This window comes from Allocoleopsis franciscana PCC 7113 (assembly GCF_000317515.1).
GTDB lineage: Bacteria > Cyanobacteriota > Cyanobacteriia > Cyanobacteriales > Coleofasciculaceae > Allocoleopsis > Allocoleopsis franciscana.
The window spans coordinates 6,314,902-6,336,948 of sequence record NC_019738.1 but is presented as its reverse complement, the minus strand read 5'-3'; the positions used below and the strand labels follow the sequence as shown (position 1 = coordinate 6,336,948).

General features: G+C 46.6%; 14 protein-coding genes and 5 pseudogenes. 12 read left to right on the top strand and 7 right to left on the bottom strand.

Translation table 11 applies throughout. The features are described from left to right. Positions 1–70: 70 nt before the first annotated feature. Positions 71–2,707: a hormogonium tapered terminus morphoprotein TftA gene (gene tftA, locus MIC7113_RS26010; protein WP_015185181.1), complete on the top strand. Its 2,637-nt coding sequence runs from the start codon at positions 71–73 to the stop codon at positions 2,705–2,707. Between the two features lie 205 nt (positions 2,708–2,912). Continuing rightward, positions 2,913–3,309 (top strand): annotated as a pseudogene (locus MIC7113_RS39330) (nucleotidyltransferase family protein). A 499-nt stretch (positions 3,310–3,808) separates the two neighbouring features. On the opposite strand, the gene MIC7113_RS26000 reads toward MIC7113_RS39330, so the two are convergent. Then, positions 3,809–4,000, bottom strand: a complete 192-nt coding sequence (locus MIC7113_RS26000; RefSeq protein ID WP_051055801.1) for a hypothetical protein — start codon at positions 3,998–4,000, stop codon at positions 3,809–3,811. Between the two features lie 202 nt (positions 4,001–4,202). Between MIC7113_RS26000 and MIC7113_RS34305 the strand changes: the two are divergent. The 4 pseudogenes from MIC7113_RS34305 to MIC7113_RS25980 all read left to right on the top strand — a co-directional run. After that, positions 4,203–5,094, top strand: a pseudogene (locus MIC7113_RS34305) (ISL3 family transposase). A 25-nt stretch (positions 5,095–5,119) separates the two neighbouring features. Beyond that, positions 5,120–5,443: pseudogene (locus tag MIC7113_RS25990) on the top strand (Uma2 family endonuclease); the annotation flags it as partial. A gap of 146 nt (positions 5,444–5,589) precedes the next feature. Continuing rightward, positions 5,590–6,994 (top strand): annotated as a pseudogene (locus MIC7113_RS25985) (IS1634 family transposase). A gap of 70 nt (positions 6,995–7,064) precedes the next feature. Further along, positions 7,065–7,442, top strand: a pseudogene (locus tag MIC7113_RS25980) (DUF4351 domain-containing protein); the annotation flags it as partial. Positions 7,443–7,855: 413 nt separating this feature from the next. On the opposite strand, the gene fabG reads toward MIC7113_RS25980, so the two are convergent. Next, the gene (fabG, locus tag MIC7113_RS25975; protein ID WP_015185180.1) at positions 7,856–8,620 is read right to left on the bottom strand and encodes a 3-oxoacyl-[acyl-carrier-protein] reductase; all 765 of its coding nucleotides are present in this window, start codon (positions 8,618–8,620) and stop codon (positions 7,856–7,858) included. Positions 8,621–8,710: 90 nt separating this feature from the next. On the opposite strand from fabG, the gene trxA reads away from it, so the two are divergent. Then, positions 8,711–9,028, top strand: coding sequence for a thioredoxin (gene trxA, locus MIC7113_RS25970; protein WP_015185179.1), 318 nt, complete (start codon positions 8,711–8,713; stop codon positions 9,026–9,028). A 91-nt stretch (positions 9,029–9,119) separates the two neighbouring features. On the opposite strand, the gene psb29 is transcribed toward trxA, so the two are convergent. Beyond that, positions 9,120–9,845 carry a photosystem II biogenesis protein Psp29 gene (psb29, locus tag MIC7113_RS25965; RefSeq protein ID WP_015185178.1) on the bottom strand — a complete coding sequence of 242 codons (726 nt, stop codon included), beginning with the start codon at positions 9,843–9,845 and terminating at the stop codon, positions 9,120–9,122. Positions 9,846–10,037: 192 nt separating this feature from the next. Between psb29 and MIC7113_RS25960 the strand changes: the two genes are divergently transcribed. Then, the gene (locus tag MIC7113_RS25960; protein WP_015185177.1) at positions 10,038–10,652 is read left to right on the top strand and encodes a chromophore lyase CpcT/CpeT; all 615 of its coding nucleotides are present in this window, start codon (positions 10,038–10,040) and stop codon (positions 10,650–10,652) included. A gap of 86 nt (positions 10,653–10,738) precedes the next feature. Here MIC7113_RS25960 and MIC7113_RS25955 read toward each other — a convergent pair whose 3' ends face one another. Continuing rightward, positions 10,739–11,107, bottom strand: a complete 369-nt coding sequence (locus MIC7113_RS25955; protein ID WP_015185176.1) for an STAS domain-containing protein — start codon at positions 11,105–11,107, stop codon at positions 10,739–10,741. A 162-nt stretch (positions 11,108–11,269) separates the two neighbouring features. Further along, positions 11,270–12,319 (bottom strand): oxygen-dependent coproporphyrinogen oxidase, encoded by a 1,050-nt coding sequence (gene hemF, locus MIC7113_RS25950; protein WP_015185175.1) that lies wholly within the window; start codon positions 12,317–12,319, stop codon positions 11,270–11,272. A 288-nt stretch (positions 12,320–12,607) separates the two neighbouring features. Here hemF and MIC7113_RS25945 point away from each other — a divergent pair, with 288 nt between their 5' ends. After that, a complete protein-coding gene (locus tag MIC7113_RS25945; RefSeq protein ID WP_015185174.1) occupies positions 12,608–13,090 on the top strand; it encodes a hypothetical protein in 483 nt (160 codons plus the stop codon). Positions 13,091–13,338: 248 nt separating this feature from the next. Further along, on the top strand, positions 13,339–15,129 hold the full coding sequence (gene typA, locus MIC7113_RS25940; RefSeq protein WP_015185173.1) for a translational GTPase TypA: 1,791 nt from the start codon (positions 13,339–13,341) through the stop codon (positions 15,127–15,129). A gap of 191 nt (positions 15,130–15,320) precedes the next feature. Here the strand turns inward: typA and MIC7113_RS25935 are convergent, their stop codons facing one another. Further along, entirely contained in the window at positions 15,321–16,607 is a 1,287-nt protein-coding gene (locus MIC7113_RS25935; protein WP_015185172.1) for a bifunctional sterol desaturase/short chain dehydrogenase, read from the bottom strand. A gap of 336 nt (positions 16,608–16,943) precedes the next feature. Between MIC7113_RS25935 and MIC7113_RS25930 the strand changes: the two genes are divergently transcribed. Beyond that, positions 16,944–18,374, top strand: coding sequence for a glycosyltransferase (locus MIC7113_RS25930; RefSeq protein WP_015185171.1), 1,431 nt, complete (start codon positions 16,944–16,946; stop codon positions 18,372–18,374). An 81-nt stretch (positions 18,375–18,455) separates the two neighbouring features. On the opposite strand, the gene MIC7113_RS35070 is transcribed toward MIC7113_RS25930, so the two are convergent. Then, positions 18,456–20,753 (bottom strand): DNA polymerase III subunit gamma/tau, encoded by a 2,298-nt coding sequence (locus tag MIC7113_RS35070; protein WP_071884139.1) that lies wholly within the window; start codon positions 20,751–20,753, stop codon positions 18,456–18,458. A gap of 325 nt (positions 20,754–21,078) precedes the next feature. Here MIC7113_RS35070 and rnhA point away from each other — a divergent pair, with 325 nt between their 5' ends. Continuing rightward, positions 21,079–21,990, top strand: coding sequence for a ribonuclease HI (rnhA, locus tag MIC7113_RS25920; protein WP_015185169.1), 912 nt, complete (start codon positions 21,079–21,081; stop codon positions 21,988–21,990). Positions 21,991–22,047 lie beyond the last annotated feature (57 nt).

Genomic DNA, 22,047 nt, shown 5'->3' with positions numbered 1-22,047 from the left:
TGCATCGAATACTCGGCATATTACACAAGGGGAGTACGAATAATTTGTATCTCAAGCAAAGGAGCAACTGATGGCTTTAAAGCTCAAAATTCTTGAAGATACTATCTTCAAACAACAACCTACAGACAGCAGTCAAGTTTCTAAACCTGAAGACTTATATAGTGTTCAGAAAGGGAGTGTGTTCGACTTACACAGTTGGGACCCTAGCGACGGACAGCCACACCATATCCGGGTCGCTTTGGCGAAAGACCGCTTTAACAACAAGAATACTTGGTACGTTTTCACCAACCACGTCCAGATTTGGGACGACGAAACCGTCTTGCTGCCCAAGCCTTCTCCACCCGGTTCTACCCAGGTATTGTATGATGTTCGTTCTTGTTCAACCCATGTGGTGCGGGGACTTGACCAGCAGGTGATTGACGAGATGAACGTTGTTTCGGGGAACATCTTAGTCAGCTTTGAAGGCTTGAATGTGCGTTTGGGAAATGCCGTGTGGCCGTTCCTTCAGCCCGGTGCCAAAAACGCCCTAGAGCGAGCAATTCGCGATCGCGGTGTGCCGATGGTTGTGAATTCATGTTATCGCACAATTGCCCAGCAACTGATTTTATTCAACCACTACCAAGCAGGGGGGCGCTGCGGTATCCAACTCGCTGCCCGTCCGCCGAAAAGCAATCACCAAAGTGGTTTAGCGATTGATATCGAAGACGTTTTTGGCTGGAAACCTCACCTGGAACGGTATGGCTGGAGGTGGTTTGGCCCTGCGGATTATCCCCATTTCGACTATGTGTGGGGAGGACGCGATATTCGGAATACGGCGGTGTTGGCGTTCCAGCGGGTTTGGAATCGGTATAATCCCGGCGATCGCATTACAGAGGATGGGGGTTATGGCCCTTCCACGGAAAGACGACTCAACAGGAGTCCCATTGGTGGCTTTGGGGAAGTTTGGCTGGGTTTTGAAATCTTGCGGTTGACGAATCCCTTCATGCAGGGTAAGGATGTCCGCAGGGTTCAGCAGGCGTTAGTGAAGGCAAATTTTAAGGTTGATACAGATGGTGTGTTTGGGCCAGGAACTCAGTCCGTGGTTAGGCAGTTTCAACGGGCTAAGGGCTTAATTGCAGATGGTATTGTTGGGCCTGCTACTTTGGTCAGTTTAGGGTTGGTTGGTTTAGTGCCACCAACGCCAACTCCAACGCCAACTCCAACGCCAACTCCAACGCCAACTCCAACGCCAACTCCAACGCCAACTCCAACGCCAACTCCCACTCCAACCTCAGTCAAACGCATCTTTATTTCTGCGGCTAATGATCTCAAAGACCCTGGAGTTGTTGCCTTAGAAACCACAGCGGCAGAAGAAATGATTCTGACTCGTAATGCACTTGTGAAGGAACTCCAGTCACGGGGAGTGGAATTTTTCGTTGTGCCTGACAGTCTGGACTTGAAAGGAACAATAAGTTGGATCAATAATCGCGTGCTTCCCAGTGATGTTGCTATAGAACTGAGTGGCAATGCTTTTAATGGGTCTGTCAGAGGGACAGAAGTGTTTTATATTGATGGCAATGAGGAGCGAAAGAAAGCGGCTCAATTGTTGTTAGAGGAATTTCTGGAAAAAGTTCCGGAACTTCGTTTGGGAAAACCCCTCTCTCGTGGTGTTAAGCCAGATACCTTGAGTGCTAAAAATCAACTTCCTTTCTGTCGTGACGTTGCGGCTTCTTCAGTCATCTTCAAGCTATGTTTTCTCGACAACCCGGAAGACTTAAAATTACTGCAAAACAATCGCGATCGCTTTGCTAAAGGTTTGGCTGATGGGTTGATTCAATGGAGTGGACAAAAGGAAACATCGGGTCAACCCTCAGCATATTTCCAACCCATTAATATCAAAATTCAAAACCGTGACCATGAAGAGAAGGGACTGTTAATTAATGGTAATTCATATATTCCTGCTGACTTAGTGGAAAGCTTGGGCGTTAACCTGGCTGTTGAAGCTGATATTCGCCAAATCAGTTACGGGAATGTTCTCTATATTAAGGCGGTCGATCTTCAACAGTTTAAAATATCCGTAGGTTGGGACAATGAAACAAAAACTGTATTAATTAGCACAGCTTCTCAAACTGACCTTGACGACTCTGACAAAATTATCTGGTTTGGTAATGCCTCAGAAAAGGACTTGAACAATTTTATCAGTACTAATAATGCAGAGGCTCTCAAGCAGTTTCCAAACATAGCTAGGATTTACATTGAAGAGGCAGAAAAAGAAGATGTCAATCATGATGTTGCTTTTGCTCAGATGTGTCTGACAACGAACTTCTTGCGCTTTGGCGATAAATTAAAGCCGGAACAGAATAATTTCGGTGGTATAGGTACGGCAAATAATGATCCGGCGGGTGCTTCTTTTCCGGATATTAGAACGGGAGTGAAAGCTCACATTCAGCACCTGAAAGCCTATGCAACCACTGCACCCATTGAACATCCACCCATTGTTAGTCCTCGTTTTCAGTTTGTGACACGGGGTATTGCGCCTTCCGCGTATGATTTGAGTCGGCGCTGGAGTCCTGATCCAGAGTATGGGAATAAAATTATGGCTCTGGTATTACGGCTGAATGGACTGGTTTCTAATGTTGAGGAGACTTCCCAAGCTTTTGTCGAGCGCCTGACTCGCACGGCAGTAGCAATAGACAGTAATGGTGCGAGTACTCAGTGTGCTTTGTAATAGCATGTCCGCTAAAAAAGCCGCACTATAGGGACGTTTGTAGTAAGGGACTTTAGTCCTCTCGGAGTGGGCGCTTAAGCGCTCACTATCAACATGTTTTTATTAACTAATTAACCGGACATCATATACATTGGTGAGCAGTAAACTCTAGTATAGTGACGCTCGTTTGTTACCTTTGTAGTAAATCGGCTTCGGGAAACAAACCATGAAGCGAGATGAAGTAATAGCCATTTTGGCAGCACATCGGGCACAGTTGCAGGAACTGGACGTGAAGTCCTTAGAGTTGTTTGGCTCAGTTGCACGGGATGAAGCTCGTCCTGACAGCGATGTAGACTTTTTGGTAGAGTTCAATCAACCAGGAGGGCTATTTCAACTTTTGCGAGTACAGTACTATTTGGAAGATATCCTAGTGGTCTGTCAAGAACTAATTGACGGATAGAGCCGCTTCAATTTAATCCGAGCCTTAGTACATACACACTTCTACTGTTCGTCAAAATTGCCTTGACAGACCACTAGGCTGTTCTGTGGATTTGGGAACTCAAGATGCGTTAAGGGAACATTTGCGAGAACCTGTACTCAAGGATGTGATTCGTGCCTTCTAGAGACTGGCGGATAAGTGTTCGGGATATTCTGTTATCTATTGACGGAATTGAACGACGCACGGCGAGTATGTCTTCTCACATCTGTCTTGAAAGTAGGGAGTAGGGAGTGGGGAATGGGGGAAGAGTCTTTAATTGTTTGTTGTGAGCGTCCAGCTCATGGGGGTCTTGCACCATCCTCGGTAAGCTGCCACACCCGCCCAGAGTTTAAACTCTGGGCTAATAGCCAAAGTCCACTCAAGTGGACTGAAATCCTTTGCAAGTCAGCATTTAGTCCTCTTAAGAGGACTTTCGCTATGAGCCAAGGAATTAATTCCTTGGCGGGTGAGTGGGTAGCTGTAAGATGTGAGTGATGGTAAATCAACCTTACTCCCAGAAGTCAGGTTTCACAGAAGGTACCCGACTTCTCGATCCCTGCGAGTTTTTGATTTAATGTGCTTATCTGCTTAGTTGATTGTGTAAGCAATCACTTGAGGCGATCGCATCTTCAGTTTTTGATGTTTTACGCCGTTACAGCCTCTGCTTCTATCTCATCTTCTGATTCATCTCTGACTTTGAAATACCAGTAGAGATTAGCAACCGCTAAGTTTGAGGCTTTTTGTAAATTGGCCGGAATTAAGGTTTTATAACCTGCGATCGCAGATTGCTGGCTGATATAGGATGCAAACTCTTGACGTAATTCGGGTTTCATCATCAAAATTAGCTGATCTTGCAGGGATGCGGGATGAGATTTTGGTTCTTCATGAGTCAGTATGCTAAATCAATAGCTAAATAAGTCAATAAGGATGAATAAATGCGAAAGAAAGTCAACCAAGTGGTTGTCGGTATTGACAAAGAAGGTCATATCCTATTAACTATAAACCGTCAAAACAGGGATTGAACGCATAGATAGTGAGATGGCCACAAAAAAGAGAATAAAGCTGCTGACAGAACTCTTGAATATAAAAGGAATAAAAGTAATTTCACATCGTCAACATGAAGGGATTGGAATAATTTTACAGGTGGAATTAATTGGCAAAGAAAGTAATTGCCCTCGTTGTGGAGCAAAAAGTCGTAGATTACACCAAAATCATCGACACATCGAAATTAATTGGTATTTTACCAGGAAGGACACAAGAAGAAGTGAGAGAGGTGCTGATGTCATGGGGAAGCGAGGCGTTAGAGCAAATAGAAGAAGTCAGTATAGATTTGTGGAAGGGGTACAGAAATGTTGTGATAGAACTTATGCCAAAGGCTCAGGTTGTGGCCGACCTATTTCATGTAATGGCACAAATAAATAAGGAGTTAGATGCACAAAGGAAGCGAGAAAAAAGACAAGTAGAAGATTTAATAAAAACCGCAAAATGCCGGGAAGAAAAAGCAGAAGATTCGCCAGTATTAGAGGGATTAAAGAAAAGTAAATATGTCTTGCTCAAGAACGAATCCGACCTAAGTGAACAGCAAAAAGTTAAACTGATTCGAGTCAAGAATGTATCTCTTACTCTCAAGAGAATGCATGAATTAAAAGAGCAAATTCGCCAAATTTTCACTCAGACCCAGCATTGGTTAGCCGGATTATTTCACTTGGGAGGATGGCTGAAGCAAGCGAAAAGCTATTTTCCTGATAGCCAGAAGACTATCATCCGTTGGTTGGATGAGATCATTGCTTACTTTGATAACAGAACGACTAGCGGTGTTGTGGAGGGGATTAACAACAAACTTAAGTTGATTAAGCGCTCGGCTTATGGGTTTCGGAACTTTGACAATTATCGAATTAGATGTTTACTTAACTGGCATTTCGTTTGTTAGTTTAGCATACTACATCCTGAAGAACCAAGCATGGTGCGATCGCAACGACTTCTTCTGTGGTGGCAATATGTTCGTCTACTACAGCAGCCAACAGGCGCGTAACCGAGACTTCCGAGGGCCAGATTTCTTTGCCGTCTTAGACATCGATGGCAGCTACCCCCGACAAGGTTGGGTGGTATGGGACGAAGGTGGTCGTTACCCAGATGTCATTGTCGAATTAATGTCTTCCTCCACCGCTAATGTAGACACAGGAGTTAAAAAAGACCTTTACGAACGAGTCTTCAGAACGCGAGATTACTTCGTATTCGACCCCTTTAACCCAAATTCTCTTGCAGGTTGGCGCTTAGACCGGAAGTTCCCCCGTACAGATGAACTACAAAGGGAGAAAAAGCTTGAGTGACGGGAACTAGAGCCATTTACTCCCAGAAAGCCGTACCCATGTTTTTAAGAATTTTTTAAGATTTTGGCGGGGAGATTTCTGGGACAATAGTAGCCATGTATATTGAACGAGTCCCTAACAGAAATTCACCCCCCGCTGTCCTCCTACGAGAGTCCTATCGTGAAGGGGGTAAAATCCGTAAAAGAACTTTAGCTAACCTGTCAAAATTACCGGATACTGTCATTGATAACTTGAGAATAGTGCTCAAAGGCGGCGCAGCTATTGAAAATCTCTCCGAATCATTCTCTGTAGAAAGAAGTCTACCTCATGGTCATGTAGCTGCGGTTTTAGGAACAATCAAAAAACTGTCTTTGCACCATCTAATCTCACCCTCAAATTCGAGAAAACGAGCTCTAGTTTTGGCGATGATCGTGGCGCGTCTCCTTGACCCTCGTTCCAAGTTAGCCACAGCGAGAGGATTGCACAGCGAAACGTGCAATTCATCGTTAAGTGAACTGTTGGGCTTAGAAAAAGCCGATGAAGATGAATTGTATGAAGCAATGGATTGGCTGGTATCCAAACAAGAATTAATCGAAAATGAGTTAGCCCTAAGACATCTATCCGAAGGAGCTTCGGAAACTTCTTGAACAAGAAGCTGTTCAACTCTCATTATTTGATGAAACTGACTTAGTAGAATTTTCTTGTTCTGATTACCCCAGTGAGCGGCTAATTGCTTGTCGCAACCCGATGCTTGCTCAAGAAAAGTCTTTGACTAGAATTGCTTTATTACAGGCGACACAGCAGGAACTCAATAAGATTGTTATCGCCACTTCACGAGATAAACGCGCCCTCAAAGGAGCCGACCAGATTGGACTGAGAGTGGGGCGAGTTCTCAATGCTACATGTGTGGGGAAATACTTTAATATTGCCATCACTGAGACAAGTTTTTCTTACTCATTGAATGAAGCGGCTATCGCCAATGATTCGGCTTTGGATGGAGTCTATATTATTCGGACTTCAGTCAAACCGGAGACTTTAGATGCGGCTCAAACGGTGAGAACCTATAAAAGCCTTTCTACTGTCGAACAAGCTTTCCGCAGTTATAAAACTATCGATTTGAAAGTACGTCCAATTTATCACCGTTTAGAACAGCGCGTCAAAGCTCACGTCTTCTTGTGTATGCTGGCTTATTATGTGGAGTGGCACATGAGGAAAGCTTTAGCTCCACTGCTGTTTGACGATGAAAAAGTCACAGTTGAACCGGAGGGAAAAAGTTCAATTGTTGCTCCATCTAAGCGTTCAAAGAAAGCCCGCGCTAAGGCAGCGACTAAAAAGACACCTGAAAAGCTTCCTGTCCATAGTTTTCGGACTTTAATGACTGATTTAGCAACGATTGTCAAAAATAAATTCCAGTCTAGTGGTCTGGAGACTTCTCTAATGTTTGAGAAAATTACTCAACCGACTCCACTCCAACAAAAAGCGTTAGATTTGTTAGAAGTTTCCTTAATTTGTACCCAGTAACAGCCGAGGAGTTGAGTCTCTCCCTCTCTCACAGCATAGGTTGTAGTTTTTTGTCAAAGGGGAACTTCCGTTAGACGCAAACCTTCGCTATCAGCCCATAGCACCCAATGACCAAGGTTGGCTGTGGAGTCAGACACTCGGCTTTTGGTTGGGAACTTGGGAAGGAACCATAGACCGAGAACCTGCCGTGTGGTTGCGGTTTTATGACGAGAAGGGTAATCTTGTCCCCCTACCAGAAGAAGCAGCACAACAACAAGGACTACAACAAGGTGCGCGATCGCAATTGCTCCATTTACTTACCCTTCGCTTCGGCACAGTTCCAGAAGAGATAGAAACTCGCTTGCAAACCCTCAACCTCAATCAACTAGAAGAACTGCTAGAAGTAGCACTGACGGTGGATGCGATCGCACAATTCGCCAACCATTTGCCTGAAAACGAACGTCACTGACATAAGCCCTGAACTAAAGTACCCTACCCTGCGGGAACGCTACACGTGAAGCGGATCTACCCCGCTAGCGGCACGGCGTCAGATCTAAAGCCCGTTTTAACTGAGATCTTGCACCAGTGGCAACAACCGCCAGTGGTTTTAACCACTGTCTCATAGCTCGCATTCGTCTTCATACGACTAGATAGGACTTTCAGTCCATTTCAATGGACTTGAACTATAAGCCAAGAAATTAATTTCTTGGCGGGTATGGAGGCTTACTGACAAAGGTGCAAGATGTGAGCCTCCAAGGGACGCTTCGCGCATCCCCAACAGATGGAAGAAACACAATTAGCTGAAATCATTCAACTATAAGGGTTTGAGAATGTGTTTCTTAAGAGTTAAAACGGGGTTTCGGCGATTACTCTACCGATACTCTAAGCCATCACCATACCACCATCAACATTAAACACCTGCCCAGTAATATAAGCGGCGGCGGCATCAGCCGCCAAAAACCGAATCATTCCAGCCACCTCTTCAGGTTCCCCGTAACGACCCAAGGGGATGTATTTGAGAATTTCATCGGATTTCAGACCACTGGTCATATCTGTGGCAATAAATCCTGGTGCTACCGCATTCACCGTAATACCACGAGTTGCCAACTCCTTCGCAACCGTTTTGGTAAATCCAATCACACCCGCCTTCGCCGCGCTGTAATTCGCCTGACCGGGGTTTCCCATCTGCCCTGCCACCGATGTAATGTTGATAATGCGACCAGACTTCTGCTTGAGCATGATTTTGCTCACCGCCCTCGTACACAAAAAAACGCCCGTTAGGTTCAGGTCAATCACCGCTTGCCAGTCTTCGGGTTTCATTCGCAGCAGTAAGGTATCACGAGTAATGCCCGCATTGTTCACGAGAATATCAACACGACTCAACTTTTCTAAAGTTTGATTGACAAGAGCGTCTACCTGATCAGCTTTAGAGACATCCGCCTGAAGTGCGATCGCATTTCCTCCCATGTCCGTAATCGCCGCTACCACCTCTTCAGCAGCCGAACTAGAACTAGCATAGTTGACCACTACTTTAGCTCCCTCAGCAGCCAGCGCTAAGGCCGTTGCTCGACCAATCCCACGGGACGCTCCCGTAATAATAGCCACGCGATCGTGTAACCGTCGTGAAGATGTTTGTAAGTCTTCCATGAAAAATTCCTCTTGAAATATTCACTCATTCAGCTCTCAGAATTTTGCACTAGAATCGAGCAGAAACCCTAACGAGAGGAATTTTTTTCTATGGCCGTTAAGAAGCAATTCGGTAGCTTTGAAGATCTACTCTCTGGCTCGGATGTACCCGTCTTAGTCGATTTTTATGCGACTTGGTGTGGCCCCTGTCAGATGATGGCTCCAATCCTCGATCAAGTCAACGCTCAGCTCAAGGGTCGCTTACAAGTCGTCAAAATTGACTCGGATAAATATCCTCAGCTAGCATCGCAGTATCAAATTCATGCTTTGCCAACCTTAGTTCTGTTTAAAAACGGTCAGCCGATAGATCGGATTGAAGGGGTCTTACCGGCTGAGCAGATTATCCAACGATTACAAGGCGTGGTTTAGAGATTAGCTGTCTTTATGAACGACTCTCTATCTCCCAACTCCTGAGCCGACTCCTAGCTTGGTTTCGGAGGACTGAGAAGATTTAGGAGAGTTACACGCCTGGTGTAGATTCTTGAGAATCACTCGAAGAAGTAGCCGCCTTATTCTGATCCTGAATCCGTTTTTCCCGTTTTTTGCGATCGGCCTGAATGGCATCTTCGATCACAATTCGCACCTGTTCCATTTTTTGCAGGTTGCTGCGGTACAACTCTAGGTCTTTTTGCAACTTCTCTTCGGGGAGGTGTAGACCATCACTAATTTTCTTTAGAGCCTCAGTCCGCCGCTTTTCGTCCTGAACCAACTCTGAATCTGCTTTTTCCAGGAGTGTATAAAGGCCAATCGCAAACAGACGGCTGTATTTAAATTTAGGATTTTCTGCGATCGCGGCGACTGCGGCATACAAATCCCCTAAAGTATCTTGGGGTCTTGGTGCGCTTAACCACGACACTAATTCTTCCCCTGTTACACGCTCTGCCATGGACTCCAGCCATTGGGCATCTTGCTTGTACTGTTCTGGGTTATTCCCCACCGAGTGACACAGGGCATCAAAAATGGAAGCTTTATCTCGTTCGGGTCGGTAGCCCTCCATAAAGCGGTTAAAGGATGTCACAACCCCCAACGCATAGATGGGTTCGTAGTGAAAATCAACATTGACCGACAGCAAATGCATTTCGACCATCAACTCTTCGACCACCCGTCGGAAGATCGAGTTAACAGGGCGGGTGTGATGGTTGTAAAAGTCTCGTTTAGTATCTGAGACTGTGCGAAGGTTATTCACAAAGCAGACTGTAAGGGGGACGTAAAACCATTGTCTCGCTTAAGGACACGTTTGCCAAGGTGAAGAGAACCGAAAGGGAGGTAATAAGCTACAATCCGGGATCGCAGAGCCTTGAAGCTAGAGCACTAATAAAACTCTCAATCTTCTACCCTTGAGAGTCTCTCAACGTCTAACTTTTAACTTTCTACCCTAATGACCCATTCTGCTGAATTGATTACCTTAGCACGCTACATGGCGGGTGAATTTGATAATCGACAACAAGCCATCGCCGACCCCGCTTGGTATGTTCACCTCCACCTGTGGCTGCGACCGGTGCCCTTGTTTACCGAAGACAGCCTGACCCTATTTGCTGAACAGGCTAATATTGTTAATCTCGATCAACCCTACCGTCCACGCATTCTGAGGCTGTATCCCAACCCAACGGAACCAGGCTCTTTACAAGTGCAGTTTTATATGCTTAAAAACCCGGACGCGATCCGAGGTGCTGGTCGTAATCCAGAATTATTAAAGCAGCTCACAACTGCACAAATTGAGTTTTTACCAGGCTGTACTCTTCGTGTGAAACAGCGTCTAGTTTCCCCTAATGCCTATGAATTTTCCGCGTTCTCAGCAACGAATACGCCCTGTAGTTTTAGCTATCAAGGCAAAGATTACCAAATTTCCCTAGGATTTGAGGCTACACCTGAGGAATTTCGCACCTATGACAAAGGCATTGACCCAGCGACCGGAAAAGCCACATGGGGAGCCTTACTTGGCCCGTTCCGCTTCACCAAACGTCAAGATTTTGCCGACGAGTTACCGCTCTAAACAGTTACAAGTTGGCAGAGAAAGTACGTTGCAGGTTTAAGCCAACCTTCAACCTTCTAACTTTCAATCTTCAACCCTCAAACTTTTCAGGTCGCCATACTCCGAGGAACTCCTTCCAAGGCTTCTTCCTCCGTTTCAAAGATTTCAAACACGGAGTCCATCATGGTGACCTCAAAGACCAGTTTCGCCTCTGGATGGACGTTACAAATGCGGAAACTCCCTTTCACTTTGTCTGCATCTCGCATTCCGGCAACTAGGGACGTTAAACCCGAACTATCAATAAAGTTAACCTGACTGAGATTGACAATCACATGACGGCTGAGCTTAGAAATACACTCTTGCAGCTTCAAACGAAATTGCCAAGCCGTAGTGATATCCAAGCGTCCGACAGGTGCTAAAACAATGACAGTCGTACCATCTTTGGTGGTGTGTGTTTTCTGCTCAATATGAATCATCAATACCTCCTTGCAGCAGCAGCCCCCCTTGAAGCTCAAGAGGAGCAACATTTGGTTGCGGACTTGGTGCCTGAATTAAACTTGGAAAACTCAGTTGAAACAACGCTCAACCTTGTTACGTAGGACAAATACTCACCTCACGTTAGTTTAACTCAGATATCTTTAAAAGGAGGTTAAAGGCGTCCAGTTAGCCCAGTCTTGGGGCTTGAGAAATATCTCGTACAACTCGGCTTCCGGCGTATTCGGTTCAGGTTGGTAGCTGTATTCCCAACGCACTAAGGGAGGTAGAGACATGAGGATAGACTCTGTGCGCCCGTTTGTTTGTAAACCAAAGATGGTACCCCGGTCATAGACCAAGTTAAATTCTACATAGCGACCCCGACGATAAAGCTGGAAATCACGTTCTCTGTCGCCATACTCTAGCCCTTGACGGCGCTCAACAATGGGCACATAAGCGGGTAAAAAGGATGCAGAGCATTCCTGGATAAAGGCAAACAAATCTTCCCAAGTCCGTGGCGCTACCGCTCCAAGTCGGTCACTATAAATGGCAGCGGGACTATCTTTGTGAGGGCCGCGATACAGTTGACCTGTGCCATCTTGATAGTCAAAGAAGAGTCCGCCAACACCCCGCGTTTCTTGGCGGTGTTTTAAATAAAAGTACTCATCACACCAGCGCTTGAATACGGGATAATACTCAGGGTTGTGATTATCACAAGCTCCTTTGAAGGTGCGATGGAAATGAGCCGCGTCTTCGGCAAAGGGGTAATAAGGAGTTAAATCGGCTCCTCCTCCAAACCACCAAACGGGACCCGCTTCAAAATAACGATAATTTAAGTGGACAGTGGGGATATAGGGATTGCGAGGATGCAGCACCATTGATGTGCCGGTGGCAAAAAAACCATGTCCCGTTGCCTCTGGACGCTGAGCCAGAATAGAGGGAGGAAGTTGGTGACCCCAAACCTCGGAAAAGTTAACTCCACCCTGCTCAAATACAGCACCATCGCGTATGACACGGGAACGACCACCGCCACCTTCTTCTCGCTCCCAAACATCTTCCTGAAATTGGCTAGCCCCATCGAGCTGTTCTAAAGCCTGACAAATTGTATCTTGGAGCTGTAGCATCAACTGCTTGACTCGTTCTCTGGAGTCAGCAGGTGGTAAAGAAGGCGAAACCTGAGGAGTAGTCGTTGCGTCCGTCTGAAAAGCTGTCATAATCTCAATTCAATGGAGTTAACCCAAACAAAATAGTTCACCCAAAAGCGGGTAGTCCCTGATGGGCATCATGATGGTTTATTGACTTTACTTAGACTATCTCGGATTGGCTCTTTGTAAAGATATGCAGTCTTCCTGATTCACTCTCTGGTTACAAACCTTAAACAAAGACGAACCTTAATGGTCTTTCAAGATTTGCGCTCATATCCTGAGAAAGGGGATTTTACCCGCAACACCATTTGCTTAGAATGAGAGGTTGGCCTGAGCGTTCGTTGGGGGAGGTGTATCGTGATTCTCAATTTTTCCTTCAAATTAATCGCAGGTCGAGAGGGGATTTGGTGCAAGTTCGCGCTTTTTAGAACTTATCGGGCCTTAAGTACTGCTCCTGTAGACGTTCTGTGGCAAAAAATCATCAATTTAGCGGATGTTTCCTGGCATCCCTTACTATCTAGCACCAATGCTCCAAGCGGGTTAATTGCCAAACCAGGAATCATTTATCAGGTGGTGACTCGTTTGATCCCCATTCCCGTCCAAATTTTTGTTGAGCGGGTTCGACCGGGTGAATTACTTAGTGTGCGCGTGCTGGCCATCCCAGGTGTGGAAAAACGGGTAACTTACCAGATTGAATCTACCGTTTGCGGCACTTATGTATCCTATTCAGTGACACTACGGGGTTGGTTGTCCCCTTTAATTTGGTGGTTCATTCGCCCTTATGCAGCGCGTGTGGCGTCTGAATTAGCACAAGCGGCTGAACAGATAGCCGCTTTGTAGAAGACCTCCCTCATTCGGCCTCTGAACTGAAGTTAAACCTAATTTGGCTGAGAGTCCTGATTAACCAGCGAAACTCCTGAAACCTCTATAAATCTTACCTTTTTTAGGTCATTGCGATTACGTGACACGTAACGGCGACATGGCTATACCTCTCATTGCCTCATCGATCGCCCCATACAGTAAGCTACAATTATTAAGAAATCTTGAGCAGAAAATTTTCCTCCTGCCACTCATTCTCTGACGCTTCTATGTCTCTCCCTATTCGTAACGTTGCTATCATTGCCCACGTCGATCACGGCAAAACCACTCTTGTAGATGCCCTGCTCAAACAATCTGGCATTTTCCGCGAAGGGGAAGACGTTCCAGACTGCGTCATGGACTCCAACGATTTAGAGCGGGAACGAGGCATTACAATTCTTTCCAAAAACACCGCCGTTCGCTACAAAGAAACATTAATCAACATTGTTGATACCCCCGGTCACGCTGACTTTGGCGGTGAGGTTGAGCGGGTGTTGGGGATGGTGGATGGCTGCATCCTGATTGTGGATGCCAATGAAGGGCCAATGCCTCAGACTCGGTTTGTGCTGAAAAAAGCCCTGGAAAAGGGATTACGCCCTATTGTCGTCGTTAATAAAATTGACCGACCCCAAGCTGACCCCCATGGTGCCGTTGATAAAGTCTTGGATCTGTTCCTAGAATTAGGTGCAGACGATGACCAGTGTGAGTTTCCCTATCTGTTTGCCTCAGGTCTAGAAGGCTACGCCAAAGAAGATTTGGACGCCCAAGGCGTGGATATGCAACCCATGTTTGAGGCAATTTTACGTCATGTCCCCCCACCGATTGGGGATGTTACAAAGCCCTTACAACTGCAAGTGACCACCCTTGATTATTCTGAATATGTCGGTCGGATTGTGATTGGTCGCATCCACAATGGCACAATCAAGTCCGGTCAGCAAGCGGCAGTAGTAACAGAAACAGGCGCAATTGTCAAGGGAAAAATTACCAAATTGATGGGCTTTGAAGGACTCAAGCGCATCGACCTCGAAGAAGCCTCAGCCGGAAACATCGTCGCGGTGGCTGGGTTTGCCAATGCCAACATTGGGGAAACGATTACTTGCCCCAATGAACCGCAAGCCTTACCACTGATTAAGGTGGATGAGCCAACCTTGCAGATGACCTTCTCGGTGAATGATTCGCCGTTTGCGGGTCAGGAAGGGGATTTTGTGACTTCACGGCAATTGCGCGATCGCTTGATTCGAGAACTGGAAACCAACGTTGCCCTGCGCGTCGAAGAAACCGACTCTCCCGATAAATTCCTGGTTTCGGGTCGCGGTGAACTGCACCTGGGTATCCTTATCGAAACCATGCGCCGTGAGGGGTATGAGTTTCAGGTTTCCCAGCCCCAGGTGATTTACCGAGAAGTGAATGGTCAACCCTGCGAACCCTATGAGCTTTTGGTGCTAGATATCCCTGAAGTCGCTGTGGGCGGCTGTATCGAACGCCTCGGTCAGCGCAAGGGCGAAATGCAGGATATGCAAGTTGGCGGCAATAGTCGTACCCAACTGGAGTTTGTGATTCCAGCGCGGGGTTTAATCGGATTCCGGGGTGAGTTCATGCGCCTGACACGGGGTGAGGGCATCATGAATCATAGCTTCTTGGATTATCGTCCTTTCTCCGGTGATGTTGAGACCCGCCGTAATGGGGTAATTATCTCGTTTGAGGAAGGAGTAGCAACCTTCTACGCGATGAAGAACGGGGAAGACCGAGGAGTGTTCTTTATTACACCGGGTACCAAGGTGTACAAGGGCATGATTGTTGGGGAACACAACCGCCCTCAAGACCTGGATCTGAACGTTTGTAAGACCAAGCAGCTTACAAACCATCGTTCTGCGACGGGTGATGAACTCGTGCAGTTGCAAGCGCCGATGGAAATGAGTTTAGAGCGTGCTCTAGAATACATCGGATCGGATGAACTGGTGGAAGTCACACCGAAGTCAGTGCGTCTGCGAAAGGTGACAAAGAAACTGGTGAAGCGTTAACGCCTCGATTAAGTCAGAGTCATCCGCAGGTTAAATTTAAAAGCGAGATCAAAAATTTTTGGGGAGGGTAATTGACTCTCCCCAAATTGTTATTTTGGGTTGTTGGCTCGACGGATGATACAAATTCGAGATGGATAAGGAGTTATAGATCTGGATTTGGTATGAGCATCCAAAAACAAACCCAGGCAAAATTATTTTTGGGCTAACCCCTTGATGGCTATATTTCCGGAAACTACCTCCGACTTCACAGCCTGTAAATCAGCACGGCGACTGAACAGTTTGAAATAAAGACCAACAAACAATTGTTTGAGGGGAAACATCACAAAGGTTAAGGGATTAATCGTAACGATAATATTCCGCACATCCCGAACCGCTAGATTTACAATCTGTTTTGCTACCCAATCTCCCGACATCACTCCAATCGGATTGAGATTACTCTTAAATGGCCCTAAAATCAGTTTTCGCACCACACAGGGCGCATCTAAACGCCGCAGGGTAACCAAGTCTCCTAGTGCCCGTTTGCTGAGTTCGTACAGGGGGCTAAAGGCAGGAGAGGCTTCGGCTTCTGATGTATTGACCCAAACTTCTTTGGTTGCCATTTCTTGATTAGTGCGGACGGTGCTGAAAAACAGTTCCATTAACCGCCAACTGGAAAAGGTGTTGATTTCATAAGATTGTGCGATCGCATCTGCCGTTCTCTCCCCATGCACGTTAATTCCGTGATTGAGGATGAGAATATCTACTGTTTCCAAAATCGCTGCCAAGTCAGATTCTTGTCCTACCTGCCAAGTCATTGTTTTGACAGGAATATTTTCACCTTTCACGGTTAGGCTAACAGATTGCTCCCTAGAAGTAAGAGCCATAACTTTCGCCCCACGTTCATGAAGAGTCGCCAGAAGTGCTTGCCCCAGAGTTCCAGAGGCTCCAGTCACCGCAACAGTTTTACCTTTAAACGAAAGAGCTGTTCCCATGAGCTGATCCACTAATGTCAACGTACCGCAATAGTAAGCCTTTTGGTTATCAAAGTGATGTCGCCAATGATAGGTGCGATTGACGAACCAACGAGAAGGTGGAGTCAAAAATTGTCCGGGACGGTGGGTGACATCGGTTAATTCCTCAGCCCATTTAATCCCACTTCCCCGTGCGATCGCACTAAATAAAAAGGTAAGCGTATAAAGACAACCCAATAAAGCCGCCCAATGCTGCTCTGGTGCCACTGTATAGGCAACCCCCCACGGCAACAACCCCAATACCAACATGGCTAGGGCTTCTGGCACGTCATTGCGCCAATGCGCTTCCCGATAAATCGTGTCATTGACAGCCGTTAAATCCGGACGAAAAACGCGATGATGCCATACATGGAGCCGATATAGAGGAGTCCAATAATGAGCCAAGAGGTGGTAAAAGTCTCGCACCAATTCTGCCCACAAGACAGAACCCAATCCCCAAGCAGTCATCGCTATCAACGAAGTCACCATACTCAAATCCCACACACCTTTAGTGACCACTTCACTACAAAACGTCTCAAAAAATTAAAGTATGCCCATCAAAGTATAAGAAATTTAATAATCTCAGATACAATAAAGCTGCAAGTACTGCTGATTACAGCCCTATTTTTTTTCTTCCGATTGCCTGAGGCACCGGATATCCTCGTAGCGGTAGCCCTAGCACAGCGTTAGCGAAGAATGAGCGTCCTTTCGGCGTGATACTAGCTAATCGCTGTCTAACTGCGAAAGTGGCGGAGTATGGTGTTATCTCCTAACCTAGTTTCTTAATGATTGTTGATAAGTATGGGGAGTGAACCCTCGTAAATTATGCCGGAGAATTACTGGTCAGAAGATGAGTCTGGTAGTGAACTAGACCCAATTAGCTCACTGTTATCCGATTTCGAGGAGGAAGAATTTGAAAATGAATTCTTTTTTCAAGGGCTAGAAGGACGCCGACAGAAAGCGGCTGTGGTTCTCACTGCCCTGTGGGGAGGAATCATCTTACTCCATTTAGTATCCTGGGGTTCTTACTTAATTTGGGGCTTAACAGCGCTATTAGGGATTCAGGCGGTACGGTTCTTGTTTGCTCGACCGCGAAAGACGCCTGAACCACTCTGGGATGATGCTCAGGCAAATTTACCGTTTGTGTCTCTCCTCGTGGCAGCCAAAAATGAAGAGGCTGTGATCACGAATCTCGTCAAAATGCTGTGTAACTTAGATTACCCTAAAAGCCGATACGAAGTCTGGGTAATCGACGACTATAGCACTGACCAAACACCTGCGTTATTAGACCAGTTAGCGACAGAATACACCCAGTTGAAAGTGTTGCATCGGGGTGAGGCGGCAGGAGGCGGCAAATCCGGCGCACTCAATCAGGTTTTACCCCTCACCAAGGGTGAAATTGTTGGGGTATTTGATGCCGATGCAAGGGTACCGAAAGATGTATTGCGGCGTATGCTGCCCTTGTTTGGCAAGCCGCAAGTCGGTGCTGTGCAGGTTCGGAAAGCGATCGCCAATGCTTCGGTGAATTTCTGGACACGAGGGCAAATGGCAGAAATGGCTCTTGATACCTTTATCCAACAGCAGCGCATTGCTATTGGTGGCATAGGAGAACTGCGGGGTAACGGTCAATTTGTTCGTCGAGCCGCTTTAGAGCGTTGCGGCGGTTGGAACGAACAAACCATTACAGACGATTTGGATTTAACCATTCGCTTGCACTTGGACAAGTGGGATATCCAGTTTCTGGACTTCCCGCCTGTGGAAGAAGAAGGTGTGACAACCGCCCTAGCGCTATGGCATCAGCGTAACCGTTGGGGAGAAGGAGGATACCAGCGCTATCTGGATTACTGGCGATTGATTGTCAGTAATCGGATGGGCACGTTAAAAACGCTGGATTTGTTCTCGTTCATGATTATCCAGTACCTATTGCCAGCCGCAGCCTTACCCGATTTTTTAATGGCTTTAGCTCGCCATCATCTCCCGATCCTATCCCCTCTGAGCGGATTGGCTCTCACCCTTCCCGCGATCGGAATGTTTGTTGGGCTGTTACGCACCAAACGAAACGAACCCTTCAATATTTCGACAGGGTTTATTACCCTCTTGCAGACAATACGCGGCACCTTTTACATGCTTCACTGGATGCTCGTGATTGGTGGGATGACAGCGCGAATTTCCGTGCGTCCTAAGCGGCTTAAATGGGTGAAAACAGTACATCAAGGAACTGAGGAAGAAACCTTGGAATTTGAAGCCAATCGCTAGAATTTCAATTCAGAATTGAAAGTCCCCGTCCTTACTCTTGTTGAGGGCGGGGATTATTCTTAGTGATATTCAATAGCTATTCTAGAACGGAATATCTCCGTCTTCATCCAATTCCAACTCCTCCAACCGCTTCGAGATTTGGGAATTTTGCAGGGCTGTTAACTCGTCCTCTTGCCACTGATAATGAGTGGCGGCTTGAATTAAAGGAGTTTTATCCTGATCATCTTCTTGTGCTTGCTCTAAGGCTAGGGGCTGAGTAGCCTCTTCTATACCCTCTTTCAATTCCCAAGACGGAATACTTGCAGGTTCACGCTTGCTGGCATCATCACTTAAATCGACAATTTCTCCATCAAAAAATAGCTTGAGGTTTCCCAGGGCTTTCTCAATTTCTCCCGCATCTACATCTATACTTTCGACTAAGAGCGACTGTGGAGATTCAATAGAGGGTAAAGGCACAGGAGCTTCTGTGATCACATTCCCGTGAGGCTCTTGATGTATGGGGAAATTGGTTTTTTCCAAGAGGGCAGTATTTTCTCCCTCTCTCCCAGTTTTGGCATAAACTTCAGGGGCTTTCTCCCCCTCTGGGAGTACCGATAATACCTGCCTTGTTCCCTGGTTAAAGGTATCGTTGGTAAGAGGTTGGGTAACCTTAAGTTCTGGCGTGGGCTTAACGATAGGTTGAACCGTTGATTTATCAGCCGTCGCCGTATGAGAAGAATTCATCGCCTTTGTTTGTAGCGTTACCTTTACCTTAGATTGGTAGACTCTTTCAAACGCAGCTTCAATGTTCGGTAATTTTTTTTGAGCTAGATCCAATAGAGGTAGTGAACTAACACCAACATAGGCAATTGACTCCTCAAAACTTAATAAGTGACAATGCTGACGTAATAAGGCTTGTGTTGCAAAAGGTTGAAGGACTGAAAGTACTTTTTGCCAGATTTCATTGACATTAGAGGAAGATGCGATCGCCTCTGGGGTGGGCTTTGCTGCATTGCCTGCTAATGACTGTGTAGAAGCCGTAGAGTTTGCAGCAGATGCGTTTGCCGTAGGGCTTTGAACCGGGATTGAGGGTATCTCTTCTCTCCGTGCCGTTGTTGGATTTTGAGATGAAAAAGATTGTTCCTGAGCAACCGAATTTGACTGAGTGGATCGATCAGGTGAGGATGCCCCTGAACTGGAAGCCGAGTGAAGTGGGGCACTGGATGATGAAGATTCACGAGAGGTTTGAGGCTCCTGTCTGCTCATTGCTGGCGTCTGGAGTACAGGCGGACTGGCGACAGGGGTAGGATTCGCAGATTTCAGTAAGCCTAATAGGGTCACTTCCAACCACAAGCGTGGTTGAGTGGTATTTTTGATTTGAGCTTCACTGTTTTTAAGATGCTGTTGACCTTGCAAAATTGTGGAGATATCCAGACTTTTAGCAAACTCACGCAGTTGTTCCCAAGTTGGGGGGGTTACAGCAACTAAATCATTACGATTGGGAGCGGTTTTAGCAATGAGTAAATCTCGATAAAAACCTGCCAGATTTTGCAGGACAATTAGAGGCTCCCGTCCTTTATCCATCAGGCGGCGGCAATGATCGAGAACCGCTTCTGAATTGTCGGAAGATAGAGCTTTGGTGAGTGCCATTAAGTCTCGTTCTGGCACCGCCCCCACCAAATCCCAGACGTGTTCTACTGCCACCTTTTCAGGTAACAAACTGAGCTGATCCAGGAGACTTTCAGCATCTCGGAGTCCCCCTTGAGCCACTTGTGCAACTAAGGTTAAGGCTTCAGGAGTAATATCAATTTGTTCTTGGGATGAAATATGCCGCAAATGCCCCACCATGGCATCCAAGGGGATACGGCGAAAATCGAACCGTTGGCAGCGTGAGATAATCGTCGGCAGCACGCGCTGAGGGTCAGTTGTGGCTAGCACAAATACAACATGCTTGGGTGGCTCCTCCAGCGTCTTCAGCAAGGCATTGAACGCGGCGGTGCTGAGCATGTGACATTCGTCTACCACATACACTTTGTAGCGACATTGAACGGGTGCAAATTGGGCACGTTCGATAATTTCTCGAATGTTATCGACGCCGGTGTTACTGGCGGCGTCAATTTCAATCACATCGAGAGCGGCACCTGAGGCGATACTCTTACAGACGTCACAATAACCACAAGGTGACTCCGTTGGCTGATCTTGTTTTAAACAGTTGAGGGATTTCGCCAGAATTCGGGCGCTAGACGTTTTACCCGTACCTCTGGGGCCGGTGAACAGATAAGCTGGGGCAATTCGTTCGCTGAGGATGGCATTGGTGAGGGTCGTCGCGATCGCCTCTTGCCCCACCAAATCAGCAAAAGTTTGAGGGCGATACTTGTGGTGTAAGGGTTCGTAACTCACGAGGCTATCTGGGCGGGAGGGGGAAGGGAAGGGTTGTGTCTGTTGGCTGACTAACACCCCAGCAAATGCCATCTTAGATGAATAATTGGCTTAAATGTTGCGGCTTTTTATTACCATATAGTTTAATTTTTGGCAAGCAAAACACCAAAGTTTCGAGCCTCGGTGAGCGAAGCGATTGATCTTACCGAGTATCCATGGGGTTGAGAACGGATGGCGGGTTCAGGGACTTAGCAGAGAATAATTCCTTGGAGTCAAATGCAATTATCATCTGATCAAACACAAAGGTACCGTCGGAGAGAATCATAAAACTTACAACTCAAAACACATGCCTTCTACTCGCCAAATTAAATGTTTTTACACCGATGGCGCTTGCGCTGGCAACCCTGGTCCCGGCGGCTGGGGTACTGTAGTTTATTTTACCGATGGCTCCGTTTATGAAATGGGTGGTGGGACTGCTCAAACCACAAACAACCGAATGGAAATGCAAGCAGCCATTCAGGCGTTGAAGGTTCTCAAGGCATCGGCTCAAACCGAATCCGTCATCCTCTACACCGATAGTGAATATGTCAAGAATGGCGTCACCAAATGGGTGAAAGGCTGGAAAAAGAAAGGCTGGAAGACAGCACAGGGAAAAGCTGTTTTAAATCAAGATTTGTGGGAAACTCTTGATGAGCTGAATTCTCCCTTGGTGGAGTGGCAGTATGTTCGGGGGCACAGTGGCAATGAGGGCAATGAGCGTTGTGATACAATCGCTCGTGCTTTTGCTGTTGGCAAGCCCTTGGTACTCGATCAGGCGTTCGACCTGAGTACTCCACCCTCCAATCACTCAAACTCCAACTCACCTGTAGCAGGAGTATCAGATTCAAACGTTGTTTCTAAGTTAGCTTACGAGACTATACAAATGAGCCTTCCCTCCTCTGAAGTAGCCATGATGGATTCACCTGTTTCTTCCCCTGCTGGTGCAATTGAAGACTTACCTCGCGAGGTGAGAGTTGCTCAACTCCGTAACTTGGTGGAAACTCTCCACATCGCCGATGAGATAGCCCGCCAAGGCTACCTGATTAGCAGTTCTGAGCTGGCTGACTTAATGGATGTTAATGCCAGTGCCGTGACTAGTCGCGGCGACCACTGGCCTTGGCGAAATTGGATTGTGTCACGAGTCCGACGTGAAGGCAATCAAATTCTTTGGCAACTTGAACGAGTGGATCAAGTGAATACAGCAGATGATGAAGGTTAAAAGAGTTGAAGGTTAATATTGGTTTGCCTTGCTAGCCGGTCAACCTTAGGCTTGCCA